This is a genomic window from Candidatus Binatia bacterium, assembly GCA_036504975.1.
GTDB lineage: Bacteria > Desulfobacterota > Binatia > UBA9968 > UBA9968 > JAJPJQ01.
Genome location: DASXUF010000076.1, coordinates 25492 through 50889 on the forward strand (window position 1 = coordinate 25492; position 25398 = coordinate 50889).

The 25398-nt window shown below is 59.5% G+C and carries 28 protein-coding genes and 1 other RNA gene; 15 read left to right on the forward strand and 14 right to left on the reverse strand.

What is annotated here, in order from left to right:
- Nucleotides 1-70 precede the first annotated feature (70 nt).
- Entirely contained in the window at nt 71-2074 is a 2004-nt protein-coding gene (locus VGL70_09675) for an APC family permease (protein ID HEY3303785.1), read from the reverse strand.
- Between the two features lie 189 nt (nt 2075-2263).
- Here VGL70_09675 and ffs point away from each other — a divergent pair.
- The 9 genes from ffs to VGL70_09720 all read left to right on the forward strand — a co-directional run bounded on the left by ffs (nt 2264) and on the right by VGL70_09720 (nt 7617).
- An RNA gene (gene ffs / locus VGL70_09680) (signal recognition particle sRNA small type) lies at nt 2264-2362 on the forward strand.
- Between the two features lie 90 nt (nt 2363-2452).
- Nucleotides 2453-4153, forward strand: coding sequence for a DNA polymerase III subunit gamma/tau (dnaX, locus tag VGL70_09685; protein HEY3303786.1), 1701 nt, complete (start codon nt 2453-2455; stop codon nt 4151-4153).
- Nucleotides 4154-4171: 18 nt separating this feature from the next.
- Nucleotides 4172-4495 carry a YbaB/EbfC family nucleoid-associated protein gene (locus VGL70_09690; protein HEY3303787.1) on the forward strand — a complete coding sequence of 108 codons (324 nt, stop codon included), beginning with the start codon at nt 4172-4174 and terminating at the stop codon, nt 4493-4495.
- A 253-nt stretch (nt 4496-4748) separates the two neighbouring features.
- Complete coding sequence (gene recR / locus VGL70_09695; GenBank protein HEY3303788.1) at nt 4749-5369, forward strand: recombination mediator RecR; 621 nt, start codon at nt 4749-4751, stop codon at nt 5367-5369.
- Between the two features lie 180 nt (nt 5370-5549).
- Nucleotides 5550-5843 carry an outer membrane protein assembly factor BamE gene (bamE, locus tag VGL70_09700; protein HEY3303789.1) on the forward strand — a complete coding sequence of 98 codons (294 nt, stop codon included), beginning with the start codon at nt 5550-5552 and terminating at the stop codon, nt 5841-5843.
- Nucleotides 5844-5848: 5 nt separating this feature from the next.
- Nucleotides 5849-6262 carry a secondary thiamine-phosphate synthase enzyme YjbQ gene (locus VGL70_09705; protein ID HEY3303790.1) on the forward strand — a complete coding sequence of 138 codons (414 nt, stop codon included), beginning with the start codon at nt 5849-5851 and terminating at the stop codon, nt 6260-6262.
- 19 nt (nt 6263-6281) lie between these two features.
- Nucleotides 6282-6959 (forward strand): aquaporin, encoded by a 678-nt coding sequence (locus tag VGL70_09710; GenBank protein HEY3303791.1) that lies wholly within the window; start codon nt 6282-6284, stop codon nt 6957-6959.
- The gene (locus VGL70_09715) at nt 6959-7183 is read left to right on the forward strand and encodes a hypothetical protein (GenBank protein HEY3303792.1); all 225 of its coding nucleotides are present in this window, start codon (nt 6959-6961) and stop codon (nt 7181-7183) included. Before VGL70_09710 ends, VGL70_09715 begins: the two co-directional genes overlap by 1 nt.
- The gene (locus VGL70_09720; protein ID HEY3303793.1) at nt 7180-7617 is read left to right on the forward strand and encodes an arsenate reductase ArsC; all 438 of its coding nucleotides are present in this window, start codon (nt 7180-7182) and stop codon (nt 7615-7617) included. Before VGL70_09715 ends, VGL70_09720 begins: the two co-directional genes overlap by 4 nt.
- Here the strand turns inward: VGL70_09720 and VGL70_09725 are convergent.
- From VGL70_09725 to VGL70_09755, 7 genes are all read right to left on the reverse strand, one after another.
- The gene (locus VGL70_09725; GenBank protein ID HEY3303794.1) at nt 7577-9409 is read right to left on the reverse strand and encodes an ATP-binding protein; all 1833 of its coding nucleotides are present in this window, start codon (nt 9407-9409) and stop codon (nt 7577-7579) included. The two genes, VGL70_09720 and VGL70_09725, sit on opposite strands and share 41 nt — an antisense overlap.
- On the reverse strand, nt 9387-10100 hold the full coding sequence (locus VGL70_09730; GenBank protein HEY3303795.1) for a response regulator: 714 nt from the start codon (nt 10098-10100) through the stop codon (nt 9387-9389). The genes VGL70_09725 and VGL70_09730 overlap by 23 nt, the downstream gene beginning before the upstream one ends.
- A 7-nt stretch (nt 10101-10107) precedes the next feature.
- Nucleotides 10108-10794 (reverse strand): phosphate signaling complex protein PhoU, encoded by a 687-nt coding sequence (gene phoU / locus VGL70_09735; protein HEY3303796.1) that lies wholly within the window; start codon nt 10792-10794, stop codon nt 10108-10110.
- 27 nt (nt 10795-10821) lie between these two features.
- Complete coding sequence (pstB, locus tag VGL70_09740; protein HEY3303797.1) at nt 10822-11631, reverse strand: phosphate ABC transporter ATP-binding protein PstB; 810 nt, start codon at nt 11629-11631, stop codon at nt 10822-10824.
- A gap of 79 nt (nt 11632-11710) precedes the next feature.
- The gene (gene pstA, locus VGL70_09745) at nt 11711-12631 is read right to left on the reverse strand and encodes a phosphate ABC transporter permease PstA (protein HEY3303798.1); all 921 of its coding nucleotides are present in this window, start codon (nt 12629-12631) and stop codon (nt 11711-11713) included.
- 1 nt (nt 12632) lies between these two features.
- Entirely contained in the window at nt 12633-13574 is a 942-nt protein-coding gene (pstC, locus tag VGL70_09750) for a phosphate ABC transporter permease subunit PstC (protein ID HEY3303799.1), read from the reverse strand.
- 49 nt (nt 13575-13623) lie between these two features.
- Nucleotides 13624-14607, reverse strand: coding sequence for a PstS family phosphate ABC transporter substrate-binding protein (locus VGL70_09755; protein HEY3303800.1), 984 nt, complete (start codon nt 14605-14607; stop codon nt 13624-13626).
- 308 nt (nt 14608-14915) lie between these two features.
- Here VGL70_09755 and VGL70_09760 point away from each other — a divergent pair, with 308 nt between their 5' ends.
- Nucleotides 14916-15335 (forward strand): MgtC/SapB family protein, encoded by a 420-nt coding sequence (locus VGL70_09760; GenBank protein ID HEY3303801.1) that lies wholly within the window; start codon nt 14916-14918, stop codon nt 15333-15335.
- Between the two features lie 92 nt (nt 15336-15427).
- On the forward strand, nt 15428-16684 hold the full coding sequence (locus VGL70_09765; GenBank protein HEY3303802.1) for an MFS transporter: 1257 nt from the start codon (nt 15428-15430) through the stop codon (nt 16682-16684).
- Here VGL70_09765 and senB read toward each other — a convergent pair.
- The 6 genes from senB to VGL70_09795 form a co-directional block, all read right to left on the reverse strand.
- Complete coding sequence (senB, locus tag VGL70_09770; GenBank protein HEY3303803.1) at nt 16647-17642, reverse strand: selenoneine biosynthesis selenosugar synthase SenB; 996 nt, start codon at nt 17640-17642, stop codon at nt 16647-16649. The genes VGL70_09765 and senB overlap by 38 nt on opposite strands.
- A 2-nt stretch (nt 17643-17644) precedes the next feature.
- On the reverse strand, nt 17645-19030 hold the full coding sequence (senA, locus tag VGL70_09775) for a selenoneine synthase SenA (GenBank protein ID HEY3303804.1): 1386 nt from the start codon (nt 19028-19030) through the stop codon (nt 17645-17647).
- Between the two features lie 65 nt (nt 19031-19095).
- Entirely contained in the window at nt 19096-19914 is an 819-nt protein-coding gene (locus VGL70_09780; protein HEY3303805.1) for an alpha/beta hydrolase, read from the reverse strand.
- A 42-nt stretch (nt 19915-19956) separates the two neighbouring features.
- Nucleotides 19957-20160 carry a hypothetical protein gene (locus tag VGL70_09785; GenBank protein ID HEY3303806.1) on the reverse strand — a complete coding sequence of 68 codons (204 nt, stop codon included), beginning with the start codon at nt 20158-20160 and terminating at the stop codon, nt 19957-19959.
- Nucleotides 20161-20219: 59 nt separating this feature from the next.
- Nucleotides 20220-21029: a VOC family protein gene (locus VGL70_09790; GenBank protein HEY3303807.1), complete on the reverse strand. Its 810-nt coding sequence runs from the start codon at nt 21027-21029 to the stop codon at nt 20220-20222.
- 52 nt (nt 21030-21081) lie between these two features.
- On the reverse strand, nt 21082-22206 hold the full coding sequence (locus VGL70_09795; protein ID HEY3303808.1) for a beta-N-acetylglucosaminidase domain-containing protein: 1125 nt from the start codon (nt 22204-22206) through the stop codon (nt 21082-21084).
- A gap of 223 nt (nt 22207-22429) precedes the next feature.
- On the opposite strand from VGL70_09795, the gene VGL70_09800 reads away from it, so the two are divergent.
- The 4 genes from VGL70_09800 to VGL70_09815 form a co-directional block, all read left to right on the forward strand.
- A complete protein-coding gene (locus tag VGL70_09800; GenBank protein HEY3303809.1) occupies nt 22430-23140 on the forward strand; it encodes an SUMF1/EgtB/PvdO family nonheme iron enzyme in 711 nt (236 codons plus the stop codon).
- Nucleotides 23141-23195: 55 nt separating this feature from the next.
- The gene (locus VGL70_09805) at nt 23196-23828 is read left to right on the forward strand and encodes a LysE family transporter (GenBank protein ID HEY3303810.1); all 633 of its coding nucleotides are present in this window, start codon (nt 23196-23198) and stop codon (nt 23826-23828) included.
- Nucleotides 23829-23832: 4 nt separating this feature from the next.
- Nucleotides 23833-24792, forward strand: coding sequence for a fatty acid desaturase (locus VGL70_09810; protein ID HEY3303811.1), 960 nt, complete (start codon nt 23833-23835; stop codon nt 24790-24792).
- A 106-nt stretch (nt 24793-24898) separates the two neighbouring features.
- A partial coding sequence (locus VGL70_09815; GenBank protein HEY3303812.1) for a Gfo/Idh/MocA family oxidoreductase occupies nt 24899-25398 on the forward strand: 500 nt, incomplete at its 3' end.

Consider the following 25398-nt stretch of genomic DNA (forward strand, 5'->3'; position numbering starts at 1 on the left):
GTTTACGAGACGGCGCTTGAGGAGGGATATTCGGTCAAAGTTCTACGGTACTTATTGTTCACCGAGACGGCTATGCGTTGCTTCCTCGTATCTTGGAAGAAGTGAAAACCCGGATCGGCAGGATCATCATTTCCATGCCCTCGAACTGAAGCCGCTGCTCCAGCGTAAAAGGCGTGTGGTTGTGGAGCAGGCGGGTGAAAAAACCTTCCTGCTGGAACACCAACTTGCCGGCAAAGAAGATCGTCTTCGGAAAATCTTTGGCGACCGACTTGCAGAGCTTCTCCAGCTCTTCGATGAGGTCGGTTCCGAGCGAATACCGATATTCGGCATACCAGCCCAGGCAGTTGGCGAATTCCACGAAGCTCTTGAGATCTTCTTCTTTGGACCGGCGCAGGTTCTCGATCTCACTCAGTCCCTTGAAGCGGCCGGAGTCGATCTGCCCGACCGAGACGAAGACCAGGTTTTTGAAATGATTCGGAAAAAGCCGGCCGATGCTGAGCAGGGAATGGATCGCCAGTCCGTCGAAGCTCCTGACGATGAGAACGGCGGTGGGAGCATCCGGGTTCTTGGCCGGCACCGGATTTTTCAGGTCCGGTTGGAAAGGGATGTTCATCAGCGTATCGTCGAGGCTCTTCAACGCGCGGCGCACGCCGTCGTAATGAGAGCGGACCACGTAGCAAAGAAAAATGAAGCCCGACGTCACCAGGAGGGTCACCCAGCCGCCCTCGCCGAATTTTATGATGATCGTGACCGCGAGAATGATTCCCGTGAACGACAGCCCGAGACCGTTGACCAACAGATAGCGCGCCCAGCGTTTCTCGCTCTTCCTCACCCCCCACCAGTGTCGGCACATCCCCAACTGCGAGAGGCTGAAGGTCAAGAAGACGTTGATGCTGTACATGACGACCAGGAGCCTCACGTCGCCGCCGGTGTAAAGGAGAAAGATCAGGGAAGCGGCGCCCATGAACCAGATCCCGTATTGAGTGACGAGGTTGTCGCTTAGATGCGAGAAGCGGTGCGGAACCCATGAGTCGATCGCCATGTTGGAGAGAACTCTCGGGCCGTCGATGAATCCGGCCTGCGCGGCGACCAGCAGGATGGCGGCCTCCGTAATCAGAGTTACGACCACGAGAAGGTAGGCCGTGTCCAGTGAGAAAAAATTTCCATACACCTTTGCGAACAGGCTGGCGTTCAACGTTTTTCCCGGCTCATGGACGACCTGGTTCAACAGATAGCAAAGCAGGAGGCCGCTCGCGGTAAACGCCAGCGAAGTGGCCATATAAATCATCGTCTTCTTTCCGGTCTGAACCCGCGGCTCGCGCAGCGCCTGAAGCCCGTTGCTGACGGCCTCGATGCCCGTGTAGGTCCCGCCGCCGAGGCTGTATGCGTGGAGAACGAGAAAGATGGTCGTCCATATTCCCAAACCCTGAATATCGCCGACCGTCCTTTGATAGGTCGTCGCGGCGAGCACCGGAACGTCCGCCGCTCTCGGAAAAATTCCGATGCCGATGGCAAAAATGTGCGCGACGACAAAGAGGAGAAAGATAGGCAGCAAGAAGAGGACGGATTCCTTAGTGCCGCGAAGGTTGAGATAGATCAGAAGAAATATCAGGGCGAATTCAACCGCCGGCTTGATCGCATGGATCGACGCGGGAAGAAAGCTGAAGATTTGGTCTCCCGCGCTGGCCACTGAAATCGTAATCGTCAGCATGTAGTCGACAATCAGGGCGGAGCCGGAAGTCAGCCCGATCTTCGGTCCCAAAAGTTTCGTCGCGACGAGGTAACCGCCGCCGCCGGTGGGGAACAGCTCGATGATGTGGCTGTAGCTCTCCGAAATGACGAAGACGGTTACGGCCATGAGGAGGGCCAGAGGAAGAGCGAGAAAAAAATGCTCGCCCAGGGCCAGGTAGGCCTCTTCCGGTCCGTAGGCCGACGAGCTCAGTCCGTCCGCGCCCAATCCCACCCACGCGAGAAAAGCGACGAGAGAGACGCGGTGAAAGACCGTCGGATCCAGCGGATCTTTGGGTTTGCCGAATAAAATGTCCTTGAGGGAGGAAATTCTCAGGTTGTTCATGGCGGCGGCAAGCAGGTTTTGCCCGTTACTTCAACGCTAGCAAAGGCCGCCGGGATTGACTAATTAAAATTCGGCGGGGAAGGATTAAAAAAACGTTAAACGAAGCAAACAAAATCTTGATTCTTACGACGGATCGTCGTAGTGTTTCTTGTGCGGAAGCGGCAGCGAAATCGGATGTCGATTGCTGATAGCCGGGTCCTGTGCAAGGCGGTCCCGCAAACCCCGTCAGGTCCGGAAGGAAGCAGCGGTAGCGGCGTCACCCCTGTGCCACAGGGTAGCCTGGCTGTCAGCAATGGGCATCTTTCGCCTCACCCCTAACGCCTCACCCCTCACGTAAGGGGTCAGGCGTAAGGCGTGAGGCGATGCCTCTTCGGATTCATGTCCTATTTAGTTCTCGCCCGGAAGTGGCGGCCGCAGCGGTTCGACGACATCGTCGGCCAGGGCCACGTCACGCAAGTTCTGCGCAACGCGATCGCCGCGGGCCGGATCGCGCACGCCTATCTCTTCACCGGCGTGCGCGGCGTGGGCAAGACGACGGCGGCGCGAATTCTCGCCAAGGCCCTCAACTGCGAAAAAGGGCCGACCGCGAACCCGTGCAACGAATGTTCTCAGTGCGTCGAGATTACCGAAGGCAGGTCGATCGACGTTTACGAGATCGACGGCGCCTCCAACCGCGGCATCGACGAGGTCCGGCAGATCATCGAGAACGTCAGGTACCAGCCGGCCAAGAGCCGCTTCAAGATCTACATCATCGACGAGGTTCACCAGGTCACCAAGGACGCGTTCAACGCGCTCTTGAAAACGCTCGAAGAGCCGCCGCCGTTCGTCAAGTTCATTCTCGCCACGACGGAGCCGCACCGCCTTCCGGAGACGATTCTCTCGCGCTGCCAGCGGTTCGATTTCCGGCGCATCTCGACCCGCGAGGTCGTGCGCCGGCTCCGCGACATCGCCGAAAAGGAGTCGCTCAGGATCACCGACGGCGCGCTGCTCCTGCTCGCGCGCGAGGCCGAGGGCAGCATGCGGGACGCGCAGTCGCTGCTCGAGCAGATCCTCTCCTACGCGGCGCCGGAAGCGGCGGAAACGAATATCGACGAGCGTCTCATCGAGGATATCCTGGGAGTCACGGAGCGCCGCGTTTTGTACGAAATTTCGCAGGCGGTGATTCAGGGCGACGCCAAGAAGTGCGTCGATCTCGTCGCGCAGGTGGTCCATCAGGGCAAGGACGTCACGCGGCTTTCCAAGGAATTGGTCGAGCACTTCCGCAATCTGCTGGTGTTGTGCCTGACGAAAGCCCCGACGGAGCGCGCCGGCGCGCGCGCGCCGGAGCAGTTCGCTCTGCTTTTGGATCTGCCGGATCAGGAGATCGAAGAGCTCGGGCGCCAGGCGGCGGATCTCGCGCCGGACGCTTTGCTCGATTACTTCAGATTCGCGGCCGAAGGGGACGAGGAGGTGGCGCACTCGCCGTATCCGCGCTTCGCGCTGGAAGCGACGCTGATCCGGCTGGCGACGCTTCCGGCGACGCTGCCGATCGGCCAGCTTCTCGACCGGCTGGAGTCGTTGGAGAAGAAGCTATCGACCGGCGGGGATTCGAAGCCCGCTTTGCCCCGGGCCCCGTCGAAACCGGTCGCGTCTTTCGCGGCCGATCCGGGGACGCCGAAGCCCGCGGCGGAGGCGCGCGATGAGAGAGCGCGCCCGGCCGCCGCCCGGCCGCCGGCGGGCGACCGAGCGGAAGTTTGGGAAAAGTTCGTCGCCTACGTCACTCAGGAGAAAAAATTCTTGGCCCCCCATCTGGAGCAGTCGCGGCCGCTGGCGCTGCCGCCGGAACGTCTCGCGCTGGAAGTGGACGGACGCCTCCATTTGAATTATCTCCAGGACCCCGAGAATCTCAACGCCCTGAAGGAAATCGCGCGCCGTTTTTTTTCCGCCGACGTCTCCGTCTCGCTGGCGCTCCAGGAAAAGAAGCAGCGGAGCGAAGCGGCGAAGTTCGAATCGAGCGGCGCGGCCGGTGCGCCGGACGTGGTGCAGGAGGCGCTCAGAATCTTCGGCGGCTCCGTCAAGCAGGTGAAACGGGCGGATTAAACGGCGAAAGGAAACCGCATGGCTAACTTCGGCGGCATGGGAAATATTTTCAAGCAGGCTCAGGAGATGCAGGCGAAGCTGGCGCGCGCGCAGGAGGAATTGGCGCGCCGCACCGTGGAAGCTTCGTCGGGAGGCGGCATGGTGCGGGTCACGGTCACCGGCCAGCTTGCCTTGTCTTCGATAAAAATCGATCCGTCGGTCGTCAATCCGCAAGAGATGGAGATGCTGGAAGACCTGATTCTCGCCGCGACCAACGAAGGGCTTCGCCTGGCGCGCGAAATGGCGGCGGAGGAGATGGGCAAAATTACCGGAGGGATGAAAATCCCCGGGCTAACGCCCTGAAGCAATTTTCGATTTTGGATTCAATCTCAATGGGTTCATTCCCCGCAGCTTGCTGCGCAGTGGTAGTTCGTGGCTCTGCTAGAGTTGGTCATTCCCGCATGCTTTTAGCGGGAATCCAGGCGAATTTCGGACTGGACCCCCGATTAAAACATTCGGGGGTGACAACTTGGGGGAAAGTCATCCGAGGGCCTCTTGATACCCCGAAGTTTGTTGCGGGGTTGTTCAATCCAAAATCGGCAATCCAAAATCCAAAATGAGCAGCTATCCCGCGCCGCTGGCGCGTCTCATCAAAGAATTATCCAGGCTTCCCGGAATCGGCGAGAAGACGGCGGCCCGCCTTGCCTTTCACATACTCAAAGAAAAGGCCGAGGACGTGCAGGAGCTGTCCGAGAGCATCGGCCGCCTCAAGCGCGAGCTCGGTATCTGCCGTACCTGCTTCGGTCTCAGCGAGGTCGATCCGGGCCGCGAGGACGGAGCGCAATGCGGCATATGCCGGGACCTCAGGCGCGAGCGCGAAAAGATCTGCGTCGTGGAAGAGCCGTCGGACGTGATGGCGGTGGAGAAGTCGCAGGAATATAAAGGGCTCTACCACGTGCTCCACGGAACCATCTCTCCGCTCGACGGCGTCGGACCCGACGCCTTGCGCATCAAGGAACTGTTGGAGCGGGTCGGAGCCAACGGCGTGCGCGAGGTGATCGTCGCGACCAATCCCACGGTGCAAGGCGAAGCGACCGCGCTGTATCTTTCCAAGACGCTCAAGCCGCTGGGGGTCAGCGTGACGCGGATCGCGCGCGGCCTGCCGATGGGCGGCGACCTGGAATACACCGACGCGGTGACGCTCGGCAAAGCGTTCGAAGGCCGAAGAGAAATTTAGCCAAGATATTTGAAATTTTGGGATAAAGAAAAGATCGGAAAGAAACGCCTCGCGCAAAGACGCCAAGCGCGCCAAGTTTGGAGAAATATTTCTTTCTTTGCGTTCTTTGCGTCTTGGCGCGATAAATCTTTCTGGAGTCGTTCTGTTCAATATTTTCGACGTAAGTATCTAGGAAGAGCAATGCGACGGCGTCTGTACCTTCTAGCGCTCGGTTTGTTTCTGACCGCCTGCTTTCCCGTGGGACGGGACTTCGCCACTTTTCCCGTCGAGAAACTACAGCCCAACGTTACGACCAAAGAGCAGGTCTACGCGGATTTCGGCGAGCCGGTCGAGAAAGGATCGGACAGCGGAAACGAAAGCTGGACGTACTATTATTATCTTTACTCCGTCGTCGGTCCCCAGCGGCAAAAACGCCTGCACGTCATCTTCAATCGGGACGGCACGGTGAAGGATTATTCTTTCAGCGCGAGCTGATTCAGGTGAAGTCCTACACCGAGTACCTCTGGTTCCAAACCAAAAAACAGCGCGAGTTCGTCAACATCACCGCCAAAGCGGAAGAAGCGCTGGAAAAAAGCCGGATCAAGGAAGGCATGATGCTGGTCTCGGCGATGCACATCACCGCGGGTGTTTACGTCAACGACGCCGAGGACGGGCTCATCCAGGACATCGAGGAGTGGCTGAATCGCCTGGCGCCCGAGGGGGTGGATTATCGCCATCACCGGACCGGCGAGACCAACGGCGACGCCCATCTCAAAAATCTGCTCATCGGCCATCAGGTGATTCTTCCGATCACTCGGGGGAAGCTGGATCTGGGTCCCTGGCAGCAGCTTTACTACGCGGAATTCGACGGCCGGCGGAAGAAGCGCGTCATCGTCAAGGTGATCGGGGAGTGAGGACTTCAAGGAAGGGGCGATGGCGAAGAAGCTGATTTCGGAATTCATCGGAACCTTCAGTCTTGTCTTTGCCGGAACCGGCGCCATCGTTATTAACGACGTGAGCGGCGGCGCGGTTTCCCACGTCGGCATCGCCGTGACCTTCGGTTTGATTGTGATGGCGATGATCTATACGCTGGGCGATATTTCCGGAGCGCACTTGAACCCCGCGGTCACTCTCGCATTTTTCGCCGCTCGCCGACTCGATCGCAGCCTGGTCGCGCCGTACATTTTAAGCCAGTGTTCCGGCGCGCTCCTTGCCAGTGCCGTTTTGTTGCTCCTGTTTCCCGATCATCCCGGTCTCGGCGGCACCGCGCCCGCCGGTCCGAGTGCGCAGTCGTTCGTGCTGGAAGGAATACTCACCTGCATTTTGATGTTTGTTATTCTTGGCGTGTCCACCGGAGAAAAAGAAAAAGGAATTATCGCGGGCATCGCGGTGGGATCGGTCGTCGGGCTGGAGGCGTTGTTCGCCGGCCCGATCTCCGGCGCGTCGATGAATCCGGCGCGATCCCTGGCGCCGGCGTTGGTATCGGGTCATTTCGACGGCTTGTGGATTTACCTCGCGGCTCCGGTCATCGGAGCGCTGGTCGCGGTGCTCGGCTGCCAGTGCGTGCGTGAGAGGGGCTGCTGCTCCGCGTCTCAAGCCAAGGCCGCCTGATGGATCGACTGTCGCTCTTCGGCCTGTTCGCGGTGACCGGGATGCTGGTTTGCTACGCGCTGGAGGATCGCAGCCCGTGGTTTATTCTGGCGTTTGCGGCGTTTTGCGCTCTCGGATCGGCCTATGGCTTCCTGCAAGGCGCCTGGCCGTTCGGAGTGGTTGAAGTCATTTGGTCGGCCGTGGCCGTCCGTCGCTGGCGGCGGGTAAGTAATTTGCTCACGTGAAAAAGAAAGTTTTGTTCGTCTGCGTCCACAACAGCGCGCGCAGCCAGATGGCGGAGGCGCTGTTGAATCAAATGTGCGGCGAGCTGTTCGAGGCTGAGAGCGCGGGCTTGCAACCGGGCGTGCTCAACCCTTTAGCCGTCGCGGCGATGCGTGAGATCGGCATCGACATCGGCGGGAACGAGACCCGCAGCGTGGCCGATGTCGTCAAGACCGGCCAAAGATTCGACTACGTCATCACCGTTTGCGATGAGACCAGCGCCGAGCAATGCCCGCTCGTTCCGGGCGGCGGCGCGAGAGCGCACTGGAACTTTCCCGATCCGGCGAAGTTTGAGGGTACGTGGGAACAACGACTGGAACAAACCAGAGAAGTGAGAGACGCGATCGAACTCAAGATTACGCGGTTTTGCCCATCCAACTGTCGAGCGGTAGCTTAGCTTCGGCGTCTTCGACGGGCAGGAAAACCCGCACCGTAGTTCCTTTACCGATTCTGCTCTCGATCTTGAGCTGTCCCTGATGCGCCTGGACGATGTGTTTGACGATCGCCAGTCCGAGTCCCGTTCCCCCGAGTTCTCGCGAGCGCGCCTTGTCCACTCGGTAGAATCGCTCCGTCAACCGCGGCAGATCCTTTTCGGGTATGCCCCCGCCGGTGTCGGATACCGCGATCTCCACCACGGGCAAATGATGGTTCGCGCCGGCGGCCAAAGCGGCGCTGACCTCGACCTCGCCGCCGGCGGGCGTATACTTCACGGCGTTGTCGATCAGGTTGATGAGAAGCTGTTGCAAGCGGTCCGAGTCGCCGAGGATCGCAGGCAATCCGGGCGAGATATCCTTAGACAGTGAGATATCTTTTTTTCGCGCCTGATCGCCGAAGATTTCGAGCACTCGCGCAATCAACTCCGCGGGCTGGAGGCGCTCCCGGGTTATCTGAATCTTGCCGGATTCCAGGTCCGACAAGGCCAGCAGGTCGTCGATCAGTCTTCCGAGCCTCTCGGAGTGGCGGTAGATGATGGTGAGAAAATTTTCCGCCTCCTTGGGATCGGCGGGCGGAGATCGCAGCAGAGTTTCGGCGTAGCCGCGGATCGCGGTGAGCGGCGTGCGTAGCTCGTGCGAGACGTTGGCGACGAAGTCCGAGCGCACGGTCTCGAGGCGCTTCAGCTCCGTGATGTCGTGAAAGACCAGGATATAACCGAGCGCCTTCTGATCGGCGTCGCGCAGGCTGACGGCGGACACCCGAAACCACTGGCCATGATCGAGGCAGACTTCCTTGGCGAAGCAGTCCGTGGAGCAGTCGCAGGCGAGGACTTCTTCCAGAAGTTTCTTCATTTCCGGGTGGCGCGAGACCTCCATGAAGGAGGCGCCCTGGAAGGTCTGCGTCGCGGGCAGGCCGAACATCTTCTGCGCGTTCTGGTTCAAAAGAATCAGCCGGCCTTGGTTATCGACGACCAGAACGCCTTCGCTCATGCAGCGCAAGATCGAATCGACCTTCTCTTTCTCGCCGACGACGCCTTTGATCTTTTCCTGGATGGCGCGGCTCATCTCGTTGAGGTTGCGTTCCAAAAGGCTGAGCTCGTCCTCCCGGTCGATGTGGATCGATTGCGGGAAAGAGCCTTGGGCGACGCTCGCGGAGAATTCCACCATCGACTTGACTCTCCGCTCCAACAGGCGGGAGAAAAAGAACGCCAGCAGGAGACCCAGCGCCGAGAAGACGAGGAGTCCGGCGAGGATGGCATGGCGGATGGAGCCTTCCGCCGCTTCGACGGCGTTCAACGGAACCGATAGGCGAATGATGCGTTTTTTTTCTCGATCCAGCGTCGCCTGGTAGAGCATTTCGTGGTGAACGGTCGTGCTGTAGCGCGTGCTGCTTCCGGCTCCTTTGGCCAGGGCTTCCACGACCTCCGGACGAGAGCCGTGATTTTCCATCGCGGCGGAAGACTCGTCGGAATCGCCCAGCACCTTCCCGTCCAGGGCGATGACGGTGATCCTGACGCCGAGGTCGCGCGCCAGCTCGCGGCAAATTTGATCAAAAACGGCTCCGGCCGAATCCAACGCCAGCAGCCGGCTTACGATCGCGGCTTCGTCCCGCATCTTTCCGGATAGAGAGGAGATATGAAAATCTCTGACGACGAAGGCGGCGTAAAGATAAAAAAGGACGAACAGAAGGAGAACGACGGCGAGGTAGGACAGGAAGAGCTTGACGACGACTCTATTTTTCCAGGGCCTTTTCATCGAATTTGTAGCCTACTCCCCGAACGGTGAGGACCCATTCCGGCTTGCGATCGTTTTTTTCGATGGCCTTGCGCAGGCGTCGAATATGGACGTCGACGGTGCGGGGATCGACGAACACCTCGCCGCCCCATACGCGGTCGAGCAGTTGATCGCGGTTGAGCACCCGGCTGGGATTTTGGACCAGAAAGCGCAGCAACTCAAATTCCTTGAGCGTGAGACGCACGGGCTTGCCGCGCACGGATGTTTCATAGGTCGAGAAGTTGATCTTCAACGGGCCTTTTTCGTACACTTCGTTTCCGCCGGCCGCGGCCGGCGCGTCGGTGCGGCGGAGGATCGCTTTCACGCGCGCCACCAGCTCGCGCGGGCTGAAAGGCTTCGTGAGATAGTCGTCGGCGCCCATTTCCAGCCCCACGACCCGGTCCGCCTCGCCCGCCTTCGCGGTCAGCATGAGAATCGGGATGCGCGCGGTCTCCGGCCGCTCGCGCAGATTGCGGCAGAGCTCGAGGCCGGATAGGCCGGGCAGCATCAAGTCGAGTATGAGAAGGTGAGGCCGCTCGCGCTGCAAGAGCTTGAGAGCTTTCTCGCCGTCCTCGGCCTCGACCACCTGAAAGCGCTCCTGTGCGAGGTTATAGTGGACGAGCTTGCGGATGTCGGGCTCGTCTTCGACGACGAGGATTTTCTTGGCGGCCATACGCGGGTTAGATCGATTGAGGGATATCTTTCATATGCCGTATGCTTTTGCCTTTGACCATGAAGACCACCATCTCGGCGATGTTGGTGGCGTGGTCGGCGATCCGCTCGAGATATTTCGATATCGAGCTGATCTTCATCGCGCGATTGATCGTGTGGGGATCTTCGATCATGAAGCTGATCGTCTCGCGAAAGATCTGGCTGTTGAGATCGTCGACCTCCTGGTCATCTTTGCAAACCTTCAAGGCGAGGTCGGTGTCTTCGCGCACGAAGGCGTCGAGGCTCTCGCGGATCATGCGTTCGGAAGTCCGCGCCATGCGCGGGATGTCGATGTAGGGCTTGAGCTGCGGCTCGACGTTAAGCTCCAGGGCCCGCTCGCAGATGTTGACGGCCATGTCGCCGATCCGCTCCAGATCGGTCGTGATCTTGAGCGCGGTCGTGATGAAGCGTAGGTCGCGCGCCGCCGGCTGGTGCAGGGCGAGCAAGCGGATGCAGAGATCGTCGATCTCCACGTCGAGCCGGTTCACCTCATGGTCTCTTTGAATGATCGTCTCCGCCAGCGCGGAGTCGCGCTCGACGAGCGAGCTGACCGCTTTTTGGATCTGGTTCTCCACCAGGCCGCCCATGTAGAGGATGTCCTCGCGGAGCTTCTTCAGGTCCTCCTCGTACTTTTTATCCGTGTGTTGCGCCAGCATGGATAACTCCTTTAAACCGCCGAGCGTTTAGCCGAATCTCCCCGTAATGTAGTCCTCCGTCTGCCGCTTCACGGGCGTGGTGAAGAGCCTGCCCGTCTCGCCGAATTCTATCAATTCGCCGAGGTAGAAAAAAGCCGTCGCGTCGGACACGCGGGCGGCCTGCTGCATGTTGTGCGTCACGATAACGATTGTGAATGTATGCTTCAGCTCGTGAATCAGCTCCTCAATCTTCGCCGTCGAGATCGGGTCCAGCGCCGAGCAGGGCTCGTCCATCAGCAGCACCTCGGGCTCGACGGCGAGCGCGCGCGCGATGCAGAGGCGCTGCTGCTGTCCGCCGGAAAGGTCGGCGGCGCTTTTGTGCAAGTTGTCCTTGACCTCGTCCCACAACGCGGCGCGCTTGAGATTCGTTTCCACCGCCGTGTCCAGCCGGCGGCGGTCGTTGATGCCGACGATTCTAAGCCCATAGATCACGTTTTCATAGATGCTCTTGGGAAAGGGATTCCACTTCTGAAAAATCATTCCCACGCGGCGCCGGAGATTGATGACGTCGGTGGCCGAATCGTAGATCTCGCTGCCGGCGAGCTTGACGCTGCCGGTGATCCGAACGTTCGGGATGAGATCGTTCATGCGGTTGAGACAGCGCAAGAGCGTCGTCTTGCCGCAGCCCGAGGGGCCGATGAAGGCCGTGACCTTTTTTTCGGCTATTTCGACGCCGACGGATTTGAGCGCGTGAGTCGGACCATAGAAAACGTCCAGGTCGCGCACCTCGATGATCGACTTGGCGCCGGCCGAGCCTTTTGCGTCCACTCGGTCATTTCCCGTGACGGCGGGCTCCATCCTGATCTTGGGGATCTCCGCTCGTTCTTGAAGCTGCATCTTACCTCCCATCAGGCTTCCTTTTCCACTCCGATTCCAGCTACCACCGGATTCGCTTCCTGAAGCGGTAGCGCAAATAAATCGCCAGGCCGTTCATCACCAGCGTCATGAGCATCAAAACCAGACCCGCGGCGGCCGCATTCAGGTGGAATTCCTCCTGCGGGCGGGAAACCCAGTTGAACATCTGGATCGGCATCACCGTGAACGGGGACATGAGCCAGTCGAACGAAATAAAAGGAAACTCGGCCTTGACGGGCGAACCGGGAAGGAAGGCGATAAACGTCAGGGCGCCGATCGTGATCAACGGGGCGGTTTCTCCGATCGCACGCGACAGCGCGATGATGACTCCGGTCAAAATACCGCCCGTCGAATACGGCAACACGTGGTCTTTGACCATTTGCCACTTGGTCGCGCCGAGGGCATAGGCGGCCTCGTGGATGCTGCCGGGAACGGCGCGGACGGATTCCCGCGTCGCGACGATGACGATCGGAAGAATCAGCAAAGCCAGCGTCAGTCCGGCGGTGAGAACGCTTTGTCCCAAACGCAGTTGGTACACAAACAGTCCCAGGGCCATGAGGCCGTAAACGATCGAAGGGACGCCGGCCAGGTTGGCGATGTTGATTTCGATCAGAGCGGTGAGCCAGTTTTTCGGCGCGTACTCTTCGAGATAGACTCCGGCGGCGACGCCCATCGGAACGGCGGTCGACGCCGTCACCAGCATGACCAGGGTCGTGCCGACCCAGGCCGAGAGAATCCCCGCCTGCTCGGGAAAGCGCGAAGGGAAGGAACTGAGAAATTGCGCGCTCAGCCGGTCCGCGCCGTCGAGCGCCAGGTCCAGGATCAGGGCGGAAAGCGTAATCAAGCCGACGAAAGTCGCCAGCAAGCCGAAAATCGCGAACGCCCGGTCGTAAAATTTACGCCGCGACGCCCCGGCGCCCCGTTCGGTTCCCGCCGGAGCCATTTTAATAAATCTCCCGGAATTTCTTGCGCAACAGATAGCCGGCGATGTTGAAGACGAGCGTCATCAGCATCAACGTCAGCCCGGCGGCGAATATGCTCTGATACGCGACGCTGCCGTGCGGCAGATCGCCGAGACTCACTTGCACGATGTAGGCGGTGATCGTCGCCGCGCCTTCCATGGGATTCAACGTCAGGTTGGGCTGCTGGCCGGCGGCGATGGCGACCACCATGGTTTCGCCGACGGCGCGCGAAAAGCCCAGGACATAGGCCGAGGCGATGCCGGAGAAAGCGGAAGGAACGAGCACCCTCAGAGCCGTTTGCAGCCGGGTCGCGCCCATGGCATACGAGCCTTCCCGGATCTGCACCGGCACGGCCTTCATCGCGTCCTCGCTCAAAGAGCTTACGTACGGAACGATCATGATGCCGATCACGATTCCGGCGCTGAGCATGTTGAAGCCGGGAAGATTCGGCAGCAGCCGCTGCAACAGAGGCGTCACGAACAGCAGGGCGAAGTAACCGAAGACCACGGTCGGAACCGCGCTGAGAAGCTCCAGGGCGGGCTTGATGATCTCCCTAACTTTATTGGTCGCGTACTCGCTGAGATAGATGGCGATGACGGTCCCGAGCGGCAATGCGACGAGCAGTGCGACCGCCGAAGTGACGACCGTCCCCGTCACCAGCGGCATGATGCCGTAGTGCGGATCGGTGAACAGCACGGTCCACTGCGTATCGGTAAGAAAGTCTACAACGGAGACATGCCTGAAAAACTCGGCGGACTCGTAGAGAAGGATTCCAACGATGCCTACCGTGATGCCGACCGACGAGAGCGCCGCTAGAAAAAGCAGCGCTTCGATGATCTTCTCGCCCAACCGGCGCGCCAACAGACCGGCAAGGCGTTGCGCCGCCGCCGGCGCCGCCGTTTCCGCGTAATTGGAAGGGTTCATAGTCTATGGAGGGCATCCCGAGGCTGCCCTCCGAGATTTCACGCGCCGCCTAAAATTTCCCCTCGCGCTTGAGCAGCTCTTCGATCTTGATGCCGACCTGCGCTTCGCCGTCGAACACCGTTCCGATTTTGCCTTTTTGGAAATGCTCAAGGCCCAACGTGTATGCGTTGGCGGGGAGCGCCACGTATTTAACCTGCTTCACGAGCTTGGCTGCGTTCTGCATGTAGAACTCGACGAACTCTTTGACTTCAGGCTTGCCGGCCGCTTTTTTGCTCACGTAGATAAAGATCGGCCGGGACAGCGGCTGATACGTGCCGTCTTCGACGGTCTTCGGTGAAGGCGCGACCGGACCTTTGCCGCCGTCGATGGGCACGGCTTTGAGTTTTTTCTGGTTCTCGATGTAGTACGCAAAGCCGAAGTAACCGAGAGCGTTCTTATCGTTGGCGATTCCCTGGACGAGCACGTTGTCGTCCTCGCTGGCGGTGAAGTCGCCGCGGCTGGCCTTGGCCTTGCCCACGATCGCTTCGGTGAAGTAGTCGAACGTGCCGGAATCGGCGCCCGGACCGAAGAGCTTCAGCGGCGCGTTCGGCCACGTCGGACGCACCTGGTTCCAATGGGTCACTTTGGCCTGGGCGCCCGGCTCCCAGATTTTTTTCAAGTCGGCCACCGTCAGAGACGAGATCCAGTCGTTTTTAGGATTGACCATCACGGTCAATGCGTCGAAAGCGACGGGCAGCTCGTAATATTGGACGCCCGTCCCTTTGCAGGTCTCCATTTCTTGCTTGAGGATCGGCCGCGACGCGTCGCTGATATCCGTCTCGCCGCGGCAGAACTTCTTGAAGCCGCCGCCGGTGCCGGAGATGCCGACCGTGACTTTAACTTTGCCTCTTTTTGCCTTCTGGAATTCCTCGGCCACCGCTTCCGTGACCGGGAACACGGTGCTGGAGCCGTCGATTTGAACGATCTGCGCCGCCGTTTCCGGCACAGCCAAGCTCGAAATCGCCGCCAGCGAACCACCAACCAACAGCGCCATAAACAGCCAATACCATTTGTTTCTCATCTTTCTCTCCTCTTCATGTTTAATTTGGCCAAAGATTGTTACAAATTTGTTACAGAACCATGAATGTTCTGTTGCAAGGACTGCGGCACGGAAACTCCATAGCGGCACCTCCCGCGTGAAAGCGATCGTTGCTCTTTCCGGCTCCCAAGCTAACGATAAAATCTGACTGCAGGATGAAAACGATGTTAAGTAATCATGAAGAGCGCTGCCCAACACTCCTTTGGTTGTAAAAGACAAAGGTGCTATACGTCTGGCTGGTTCCGAAGCGCGCGGGGGTTTGTATGAGTTATTCCGAGATCGGATTGAGATTGGTTCTCGCCATATTGCTGGGCGGAGTTATCGGTCTGGAGCGGGCGTCCGCCCAGAAGCCCGCCGGCTTACGGACCAATATCCTCGTCTGCATGGGCACGACGATGTTCATTTTGATCGCTCTCATGGCTTTCGAAGAATATCCCCAGTCCGCCGTCGATATCACCAGAATGGCCGCCGGAATCATCACCGGAATCGGCTTTCTGGGCGCGGGGACCATTCTGCGCACAGAGACTGGCGTGCAGGGCTTAACGTCGGCGGCTACGATCTGGCTGGTCTGCGGAATCGGCATGGCGATCGGCCTGGGCTACTATTTTCTTGCCGCGGCGGGCGCATTTCTTGGATTCGTAGTCTTGAGACTCCTCCCGTTCCTGGAAGCGAGATTCAAATAATCGCCGTAACGCGCTATGTGACCCGTCTCTTTATATCCGCGTGAACATCTGCTACCCCTCGTGGAAGTTCTTTCTGCAATTTCAGCCATCTGATGAAAATCAGCATCTGGAAATTTCTCGGAGCCGACCACCTGCCGCACGACTCGCGGCGCAAGCTCGGCGTCGTCGCGCTGCTCTACTTCATTCAAGGCAGCCCGTTGGGAATTCTTTGGGAAGTTCTGCCGATCTATCTGCGACTGCAAGGAATCTCTCTCGCGGCGATCGGCGGCCTGCGCCTGCTCGAGCTTCCGTATTCTTTGAAAGTTCTATGGTCGCCTCTGGTGCATCGCTACGGCGACCGCCGCGTTTGGATTTTTGGCTGCATGGGGGGCGTCGCCCTCGTCGTGGGGTTTCTGCCGTTTGTGGACGCGACGCAAGTGACTTGGCTTCTCCTCATCCTGCTGCTTGCGCTGACGACCCTATCCGCGACGCAGGATGTCGCCATCGATTCGTACAGTGTCGGTCTCGTCCGTCGCGAAGAAGAAGGGCCGGCCAACGGCGTGCGCGCTTCCGCTTACCGCGTGGCGCTGGTTGTTTTCGGAGGCGGCGTTGTGTTTCTGGCCGCGATCTTGGACTGGAGCAAGCTCTTCGTTTTGGCCGGCGCCATGCTGGCTCTTTTGGCGCTCTCGACGCGGGCGATTCCGAAATTGACCTTGCCCGAAGAGGCGCGCGTGCATTGGCTGGCGGGCTTTGTCGGCTGGGCCGGCACCTGGCGCGTCGTTCCGCTGGTGCTTTTTGTTTTGACGTACAAGTTAGGTGAATTCGCGATCGGTCCGATGGTGAAACCTTTTTGGGTGGATTACGGAAGCTCGATATGGCCGTTGAAAGAGGATCTCGTGTTTCAAATCGGATTGATGCCGACCACCTTCGGCATCGTCTTGAGCGTGGCCGGCGCGCTCGCCGGCGGAGCTTTTATTTCCCGCTTCGGCATTTTTCACGCGGTGTGGTTTCTCGGTTTGCTCCAGGCGACTTCGAATCTAGGTTACTCGCTGGTGCAATGGATGGACCTGGGTCGCTTCGGTCTCTATGGCGCTTCGATTTTCGAGTCTTTCAGCGGCGGTCTCGGAACGGCTGCATTTCTAGCGTTCCTCATGAACGTGTGCCAAAAAGAACACGCCACCGTCCAATACGCGTTCTTGTCGTCGATCTTCTCGCTTACCGGCCGGCTGGTGGGAGGGATCAGCGGGTTCGGGGCGGAGCGATTCGGTTATGGAAATTATTTCGCTCTGACGTTTCTCGTCTCGCTGCCCGCGTTCTTAGTCTTGCCTTGGATCAAGTCCTGGATTCACGAGGCGCCGAAGGAGAGTTGACTGCGCGGCTTGACGACAATTCGCTCAGCAACGCTTTCCACGCGGCGCGCTCCTGCCTGGGGTCGGCCAGGGGCCGCAATCCCGCGCAGTGGGATTTCAGTTGCCGGTAAAAGCGCGACTCGCTCTCGGCCCTGCGGAGAAGTCGAACGAGGGCGCGTGTGTCTCCGGCGGGGAAGTAGCCGGGATAATGTTTGCCGAGGGTGCCGATGAGGCCGGATATCTTCGAAGCGACGACGGGCACCGACGAAGCGATCGCCTCGGACAAAACATTAGCGCTGCCTTCCATTCGGGAAGTTAGCGACAAAAGATGGCTGCCTGCCAGCAAACGCCGCGTCTTCCAATGTGCCAGCTCTCCCAGCCAGCGGTAGCGCGGATTGCGCGCCGCCTCGGCGCGCGCCCGTGTCCCCATTGCCTCGTTCATCGCCCGGCCGACGTGCACAACCTGAATTTTAGATGAGGCGGGGAGGTGGCGTGCGGCCCGGGCCGTCCGCAGGGGATCTTTTTCCGCACGGAGGTGGCCGATGACGCAAACCTTGAAAATATGATGGCGCCGCATTTGGCGTCGGACACGCGACGCCGATTGATAAATGACCCGCGTCTTCCGTCGCAGCCGGCGCGGCAGCTCCGCCAGGCCCATCGGTTGGAGAACGATCAGCCGGTCCGCCAGATCGAGTGATTGCTGGGCGGCTCGGCTGGTGCGGATATCCCGATAGAGGTCGGTCCCCGTCAACGCGACGACCAGCGGCAGATCAGGATATTGCTTTTTAAAAAGCCGGATCGAGTCGGCGCTTTTCCGAGCGTGGAGAGCGATCAGGAGATTGCACGCCTCGCCGCGGTAGGTCTCGTCCACGAAGACTCGATGCCCCAATTGCTTGAGAATACGTGCCCACCTAAGCGCCGTGATGCTGTTGCCGTTCCGATCCATCGGACCGGCCGGCGTGACGATTCGGATTTTCATCTTTAGAGGGCGCAAGTGCGGAAACCCGCCCACACGTCGCGCCGGTCGGGCGTGTAAAAGTTGCGCCAGGTGTTGCGGATTAGACGCGCGCGCGTCGCCCAACAGCCGCCGCGCAGAACTTTATGCGTACCGAACCAGGGCTCGGAATATTCCTTGTAGGGATCGACGACAAAGCCCGGGTAGGGCCGGAAGTCGCTCGCCGTCCATTCCCAAACGTTGCCAATCATCTGGCGGCAGCCGAAGGCGCTGTCTCCTGCGGGCAGCGCGCCGGCTTCGACCACATCCAAAGCGCGGCCGTCGAGATTCGCGCGCTCCGGGGTCGGAGGTTCGCCGCCCCAGGGAAAGTTTCGTTTTTTTTCTTTGACGTGAGGTTCTCCAGCGGCGGCCATCTCCCATTCCGCTTCCGTCGGCAGCCTGCGGCGCGCCCACTTGCAGTAAGCCTCGGCCTCGCACCAGTTGACGTGCATTACGGGAAAATCTTTTCGCAGAGGCGCATGTTGATCGAAGATTCGCTGCAGCCAGCGGCCGTTGGCTTCCTTTTTCCAGTAGACCGGATGTTCGGTTTTGCTCGGCGAGAATGCCGACTCGTATTCCTGTTCTCTTTTGAAGAATTTGGAAAAAGACCGATCGAGCGCCGGCGAGCCGCCGGTTTCCAGCCAGCGCCAACCCCCTTCGCTCCACAATTCCCGCCGGCGGTAGCCGCCGTCGTCAACGAACCCAGCAAACTCTCCGTTCGTCACGGCTCCGCGCGCGATGCGGAATGGTTTGATATCGACCGGGTGTGCCCACTTCTCGTTGTCGAAGACGAACGGCGCGCCCGGCGACGCGCCCAGCATGAACGTGCCGCCGGAAATCTCTACGTCACCGGACAAGATTCCGCCGGATAATTGCGCCGTCGTGTTTTGCTGCGGAACGCTGAGTTTCGGCGGCGCATAGCCTAGAGTTTGCCTCGTGTAGGCTAGCGCCTCTCCGTGCATGTCTTCGTGAAAGAGGACGAGGAGATAAAAGTAGATTTCCTCCGGCGACGGATCGCGCGAGTTGAGCGCGCCGGTGACGCGGTTTAGCACCGCATCGATATATGACAGCGTATCTTTGCGGGAAGGGAGCAGAAGCTCCCAACGCGTATCGTGGGCGACGTCCGTGGAGTTGTAGAGTGCGTCGCCACCCTCGACGAGAGGTTTTTGCCCGCGCAGATGGCGCAGGGTCCAGAACTCCTGTGTCCAGGCGACGTGGCCGATCTCCCAGAGCGGCGGATTCACGATCGCGAGCCGCGGCCCGATCATCTGCTCGTCATTGAGATCTTCGATCAACTCCAGCGTGCGCTTGCGCGCGTCCTTGAGCAGACGCACGAGATCGGCGGCAGAGATGTTTGTAATATCCGTGTCCATACGGTTACGTTTTACGACAGGCGTCGCGGGCGATCAAGAAGAGAGCGGTGGAGATGCAACGCAGGCTAAGGCGCGAGGAATTTACCGCTAAGTGAAACGAACTCTTCCGCCGCGTCCCATTGAGCAAGATGCTTACATTTGTCCAAAAGGTGGAGGTTGAGTGTAGGAAACCGCTCCTTGAGCGCAGCGGCTCTGGCTGCCGCGGAGCTGCGGTCCTGCTTGCCATAGATCATTAGCAAAGGCACGAGCAGTTGGTGCAGACGCTCCCAAATAGGCACAGCATCTTTGCCGCCGCCTCGCGGAGCTTTTGCTCGCTCAAGGAAAGCTTGAAAATTCTTGCCTACGCTCATGCGATGGCGCTTCTCCAAGACTTCCGGTGTAATCAAGGAATGGTTGAAGAGATTGTGTTCCAGCAGCGCGCGGGTATCATTGAGACTAGGCTCGGAGCTTCCTCCCTCTTCTCCCTCCCCACCGCCGCCTTTTCCGCTTTCAGCCAACGGGGGAAGCAGGCTGCCGGTCGCGAGCGCGACAACCTTGGAAGTCCGATCCGGCTGATCGAAGGCGAGGCCGACCGCCATGTTTCCGGCTTGCGAGTGGCCGACGAGACTCGCCTTTTTAATTCGCAACGCGTCCATGAACTGAAGGATGAATCGGCGTCGGTAAGCTACTGAAAAATCTCTAGGATTGTCGGTGAGGCCGAAGCCGGGCTGATCGAAGGCGATGGCGCGGAGGCCATGGCGAGCCAGCGGCTCGAGGTTGCACTCCCAAACGTCCGCCGACGAGCCGAGCGAAGCGCCGTGCAATAGCAAAACTTCCGTACCGCTTCCTTCTTCGAGGTAGCGGGTCTTGAGACCATCAACCTGAACGAATTTCTCAGTCGGCATGAGATAACTCTTACAAATATCAACGCTTGAAAAATATTCGGCTTAGCTGGTAGCCCTTCCGCCGGGCTGCGGGGTCAACCGATCAAGGACGGCCAGTGTTAGACGTTCGTTGCGGGAAGCTGTTTCGGAGGCGCGCTCCAAGGCCTCGGCAATTTTTCTGCCTTCGTATAGGCCTACGACTAATCCGATAATCACTACCGCCATGATCACGAGCGTGTTGACCCATATCAGCGTGGTGATGTCCATTCGCCCTCCTGAATTTGTTTACACTTTCATTCGGAAGATTTCCATTGTTGGATGGAAATCTATGCGTCCGACACGTCGATCAGCACGCCGTCGGGGTCGGCGAGATGGTATTTGCCGAAAGGACACGACGCGGTGAACAGCTTGAGCCGCGCTGCGCCCTCCGGCCCGCCGCCGATGGGGCTGGGTGAGAGCCGTGGATTTCGTCCGATCAATGTCTCGAGATCCTTCTTGAACGCCTCGACGCTCTCCACCTTGAAACCGATATGCTCGGGCGCCGGCCGCTCGATGCCGGATCCCGCATAGTCGTTGATGTTCCACGGCATGACGATGAGAGTCACTCGACCGTCCGACAAGTAGTGGTTAGGATCGCCGGCCGGTTTTTCCTGGGCGCGCAGCTCGAACAGATCGACGTAGAACCGCGCCAGCAGTTCCGGCATGACCGTTCTCAGACCGAAGTGGCTGATTGTGCGATCCTGTTTCCAGTCGCCGTCTTCGTAAACGTCGCGGCGATTTTCCATTCCCTTCTGTGAAAGATCGAAGACATTGCCCGCGGGATCGTGCGCGCTCAGCCCGGCGAACGGCCGGTTGCCGGGACGCTTGAGCACGTTGACCGACGGGTACTTCGCTTTGATTCGCCCCAGAACCGTTTCGACGCTGTCCACCTCGAAGCCAAAGTGGTCGAAGCCGGCCTGTCGACCCGACCTACGCGGGTTGATGTTCATGCCGACGTAGCCGTCGCCGACGACGACGGCGCTTTCCGGTTTCGCGCGCGGCGAGGTGCGCAGGTGAAACAATGCTTCGTAAAATCGTCCCATGAGAGCGTAATTTTCGCTCGCAATGGCCATGTGCTTGATTTGTGCTTTTGCCATAAGGTCCTCCAGTTCAGTCGTGCCAGATTTCGATTCTCCCTCAGCCTTTCGCCTAGGTCAAGCTCTTTTGCAGCAGATGCGTCCAGGGGCGCAATTCTTTAGCCCAGGATTCCCGGCTATGCTTCATCATGTACCGATGCGCCGCGGACAGAGTCGAGATTTCCTTCGCCTCCAACGGCAAAGGCTGGGTCTTATCTTTCTGCCCGTTGAGGCGCCCGAAAAATCTCCGCAGCGCTCGCCAATGCGGCAGGGCGTCGTTGCCGCAGCGCTGTTTGATGATCCGCTCCCAACTCTTTTCCGGATCGTAAGCGGCGGGCTCGGCGGCGTAGTCGAAACAGGTTGCCAGCGGGATAAAGCTCAACGATTCCTGCAGCAGCGGGTTGTTGAGGTAGCCGTAGACCAGCTCCGGGAGGCGCGGATCGCGGCCGTTGAGCGGATCGACGTGCATCTCCGCGGACATGGAAATGTCGTTCACCGGATAATTGTCCCAAAGGATCAGCGCATGATTGATGCGGTGCAAAGCCCGGCGCGTGTCCGCCAGCGTAATTTTCTTGCACACGACTTTCGGTCCAGTCCAAAAACAGGCGACGGATGGCGGAAGGCGCTCGGCCATATTCTCCAGGAAGTTCGGTTCGAATTCTCCGAATACCCGCGCCAGCATCGGATCGTCCGTATAGTAGGAAGGGCAGATCCACCACTCCACGTCGCTCCACCGCGCAGGCTGGCGCGCGAGGATTTTCGCCAGCCACTCTCCTTCGGCGCGCGCCAGGCTGCTGCCGAAGTATCTTCGGTCTTTCTCGTGTTCGAGATGCGAGGGAATATCGTCGAAGAGGATGGCGAACGTGCGTACGCCGGCGTCATAGAAGCGCTCGGCCTTAGCGAGCAGAATGCGAACCGGCGCATCGTCGCCGAACCGCAGGCCCTTTCCCGGATGAAAGCCATAGACGAAATCGATTTTGTGTTTCTGCGCGGCGCGGACGAGTCGCAGCATCTCCTGCCATTGTTTCAGCGGATACGGTCGATGCCACTTCTCGCGGTGGTAGGGATCGTCTTTCGGCGCGTAGAGATAGGTGTTCATCCCGCGCGCGGCGCCGAATTTAAACATCGCCGCGCGGTGCTTCATGCTCCACGGCGGTCCGAAGAATCCTTCGACGATGCCGCGGCGCTGAAAGGTCATCGGAAGAGTCATGCGCCAAGAATTTGTCACACCGGAAGCGGCACGGCAAGTACTCTTCCTTCTTACGGTTGCAGCTAGAGACGATCCTGTATAAGATCACGTCGTTTGACCAGCCTGCGGCATGAAATCCTCACCGGCTACAAGAGCGCAAAATTGTTTCTTTTGCGTTATTTGTTTGGCGGCGCTGCTTACCGCCGAGGCCTCGGCTGGCGAGACGGGCGATATGGTATCGATTCCGGCGGGGCAATTCATCATGGGCAACAATGACGGACCTTCAGATGAGCGGCCCGCGCATCGTGTCGAGGTGGCGGCGTTTTCCATCGACCGGCTGCCCGTCACGAACGCCAAGTTTGCCGAATTTCTCGACGCTGCCGGGCCGGTTAATTCCGTGGGGGAGGAACTGTTCGACGCCGACGATTCGGACGCGCGCGTCCATCGGCGCGAAGGAAAATGGGCCGCGGACAAAGGTTACGAGAACCACCCCGTCGTTGAGGTCTCGTGGGCGGGCGCGCGCGATTACTGCGCTTGGGCGAAGAAGCGGCTGCCGACGGAGGCCGAGTGGGAAAAGGCCGCGCGCGGGACCGACGGCCGAAAATTTCCCTGGGGCCACGAGGCGCCGGACGGTTCGCGCGCTCGGTTCAATGCCGGGTACAACAACACCGCGCCGGTGGACGGCTTTTCCAAAGGCGCAAGTCCGTACGGGGTCGTCGACATGTCGGGCAACGCGTGGGAATGGGTCAGTAGCGCTTATCTTCCCTATCCTTATAACTCTTCCGATGGCCGCGAAAACTCGACGCCCGGCCCGGAGCGGGGCACGAGAGGCGGAGGTCACGATTCTACTGCGGCTGAACTGACCACGACCTTTCGCGGCAAAGGCCTCTCGCGCAACTTCCGCTCGGGCCACCATAACATCGGCTTTCGCTGCGCGCGGTAGGATACAGAGGCCGGCGTTGCTTCCGATTTTTCGCTAAAACGGGTAGGACGTACTCATGGAAGCGAGTCTGTTTCTCAAAGGTTTCGCCATCGGTCTGATGGTCGCCGTGCCCGTCGGGCCCATCGGCCTGCTCTGCGTCAATCGGACTTTGTCGAAAGGACCGACCTACGGGCTTTTTTCCGGGCTCGGAATTGCCACCGCCGATGCACTTTCGGCCGGCGTCGTGGCGCTTGGACTCACGCTGGTCTCCGGCTTCCTGATCGATCAACAGGTGTGGCTCCGGCTGATCGGCGGAACTTTTCTTTGCTACATTGGAATCAAAATATTCTTTTCTCACCCCACCGAGGTGTCGGCCGCAAATAATAAGGAGAGCAGTTTGTTTCGTGGCTACGCTTCGACCTTCTTCCTGACTTTAACCAATCCTCTGACGCTTCTTTCTTTCGTCGCGATCTACGCCGGCTGGGGGCTCGAAGACCTGACCGGCCACTATCTGGCTTCGGCGCTGCTCACCGCCGGCGTGTTCTGCGGTTCGGCCATCTGGTGGGTGGCGCTGAGCAGCGGCATGCCGGTGGTCAGAATGATGTTCAGCCACTGGGGCCTCCGGTGGGTGCAGCGCGTCTCGGGCGCGATCATCGCCGGCTTCGGCTTCGTCGTGCTTTTCAGTCTGTTCCAGAGGTTGAGAGGATAGAAAGGTGGCGGAGGCGGAAATCATCGAACCAGGAAAAGTTCGCAGCACCGCAGCGATCCCGGCGGCGGCGAATTTGTCCCTCGCCGGACTTCACGTCCTCGCCAATCTGTTTCAATTCTTTCTTCTGCCGCTGTTTCTGCTTCCTTCGAGCCCTGGGTGGGCGCTTACGCTGCTGCCGCTCGCCGCTCTGAACAATCCGTTCTGGAGCTTGCTCCACGAAGCGATTCACGACATGTTCCACCCTTCGCGCCGGATCAACCGCCTGGCCGGAAGATTGCTCGCCGTTTTTTTCGCCTCGCCGTTCCTGGTGCTGCGCTTGAGCCACCTGCTCCATCACAAGCTGAACCGCTCGCCGGTGGAAGCGACGGAGCTGTACGCTCCGGAGAAAAGCTCGAGGGCCCGCGCTTCCCTCGGCTACTTCGCACATATCCTGGGCGGGCTTTATCTGTTGGAATTGGCGAGCCCGCTGCTGTTTTTTCTCCCCAAGGTTATTCTCCGCCGCATGGAGCGAAAATATTTCAGCGGCGCGGATCTGCCCGGGAATCTGATGCGGGGATTGATGCGCGACGAAGGCATTCGAGAGATGCGCGCCGACGGACTGGCAATTCTGGCGCTGTTGGCCGCGAGCGCCGCGAGCTATGGCGCCAACTGGCCCTGGCTCGCCGGCGTCCTGCTCGCGCGCGCTTTTCTCATCTCGTTCCTCGACAACGTCTATCATTACGGCACTCCGGTGGACGACACCTTCTACGCGCGCAACCTCTCCCTGCCGCGGGTGTTTTCCGCCAGTCTACTTCACTTCAACCTGCACGGCATCCATCATAGAAATCCCGCGATTCCTTGGGCCGGTCTTAGCGAAGCGTTCCGCCGCGAAGCGGGCGCGTTCGAAGGCAATTATTTTTTCGCGGCGCTCCGTCAGTTCGCGGGGCCGCTGACTCGATCTGAAATGTCTTCGCGCGCGCGTTGAGCGATGAGTGTTAGATCGAAGTGCGCCGCTGCGCGCAACCCCCTCACCTTAATCCTCTCCCCCGTCGCGGGGGAGAGGGAAGGGTGAGGGGGAGAAACGAAATAAAATGGCTGAACAGATGAACAACAGAAAAGTCCGCGTCGGCGTCATCGGCGGCGGCTACGGACGGAATCACATTCTCGCCTATCAGGTCTGCGACAACGTGGAGGTCGCCGCCTTTTGCCAGCGAACGCGAGCGGGCGCCGAAAAGAGCGCCGGAGAGTTTAACATCCCGAATATCTACACCGATTACCGCGACTTGCTGCAAATGAAAGAGCTGGACGCGGTGAGCATCGCCGCGCCGCCGAATCTTCACGGTCCGATCGCGCTGGAAGCGTTCGCGCGCGGACTTCACGTCCTCTGCGAGAAGCCGCTGGCCTTGACCCGGAACGAAGCGGAGACGATGGTCGCCGGGGCTCAAGCGGCCAAACGGGTTCATATGACCGCTTTTAATTTTCGTTTCATACCCGCGCTGCTCCGCGTGAAGGAGCTCTTGGAAGAAGGCTACCTCGGCGAGCGGATTTTCCATCTGGACGCGAGCTGGATGTCCGAATCGAGAATAGCCTC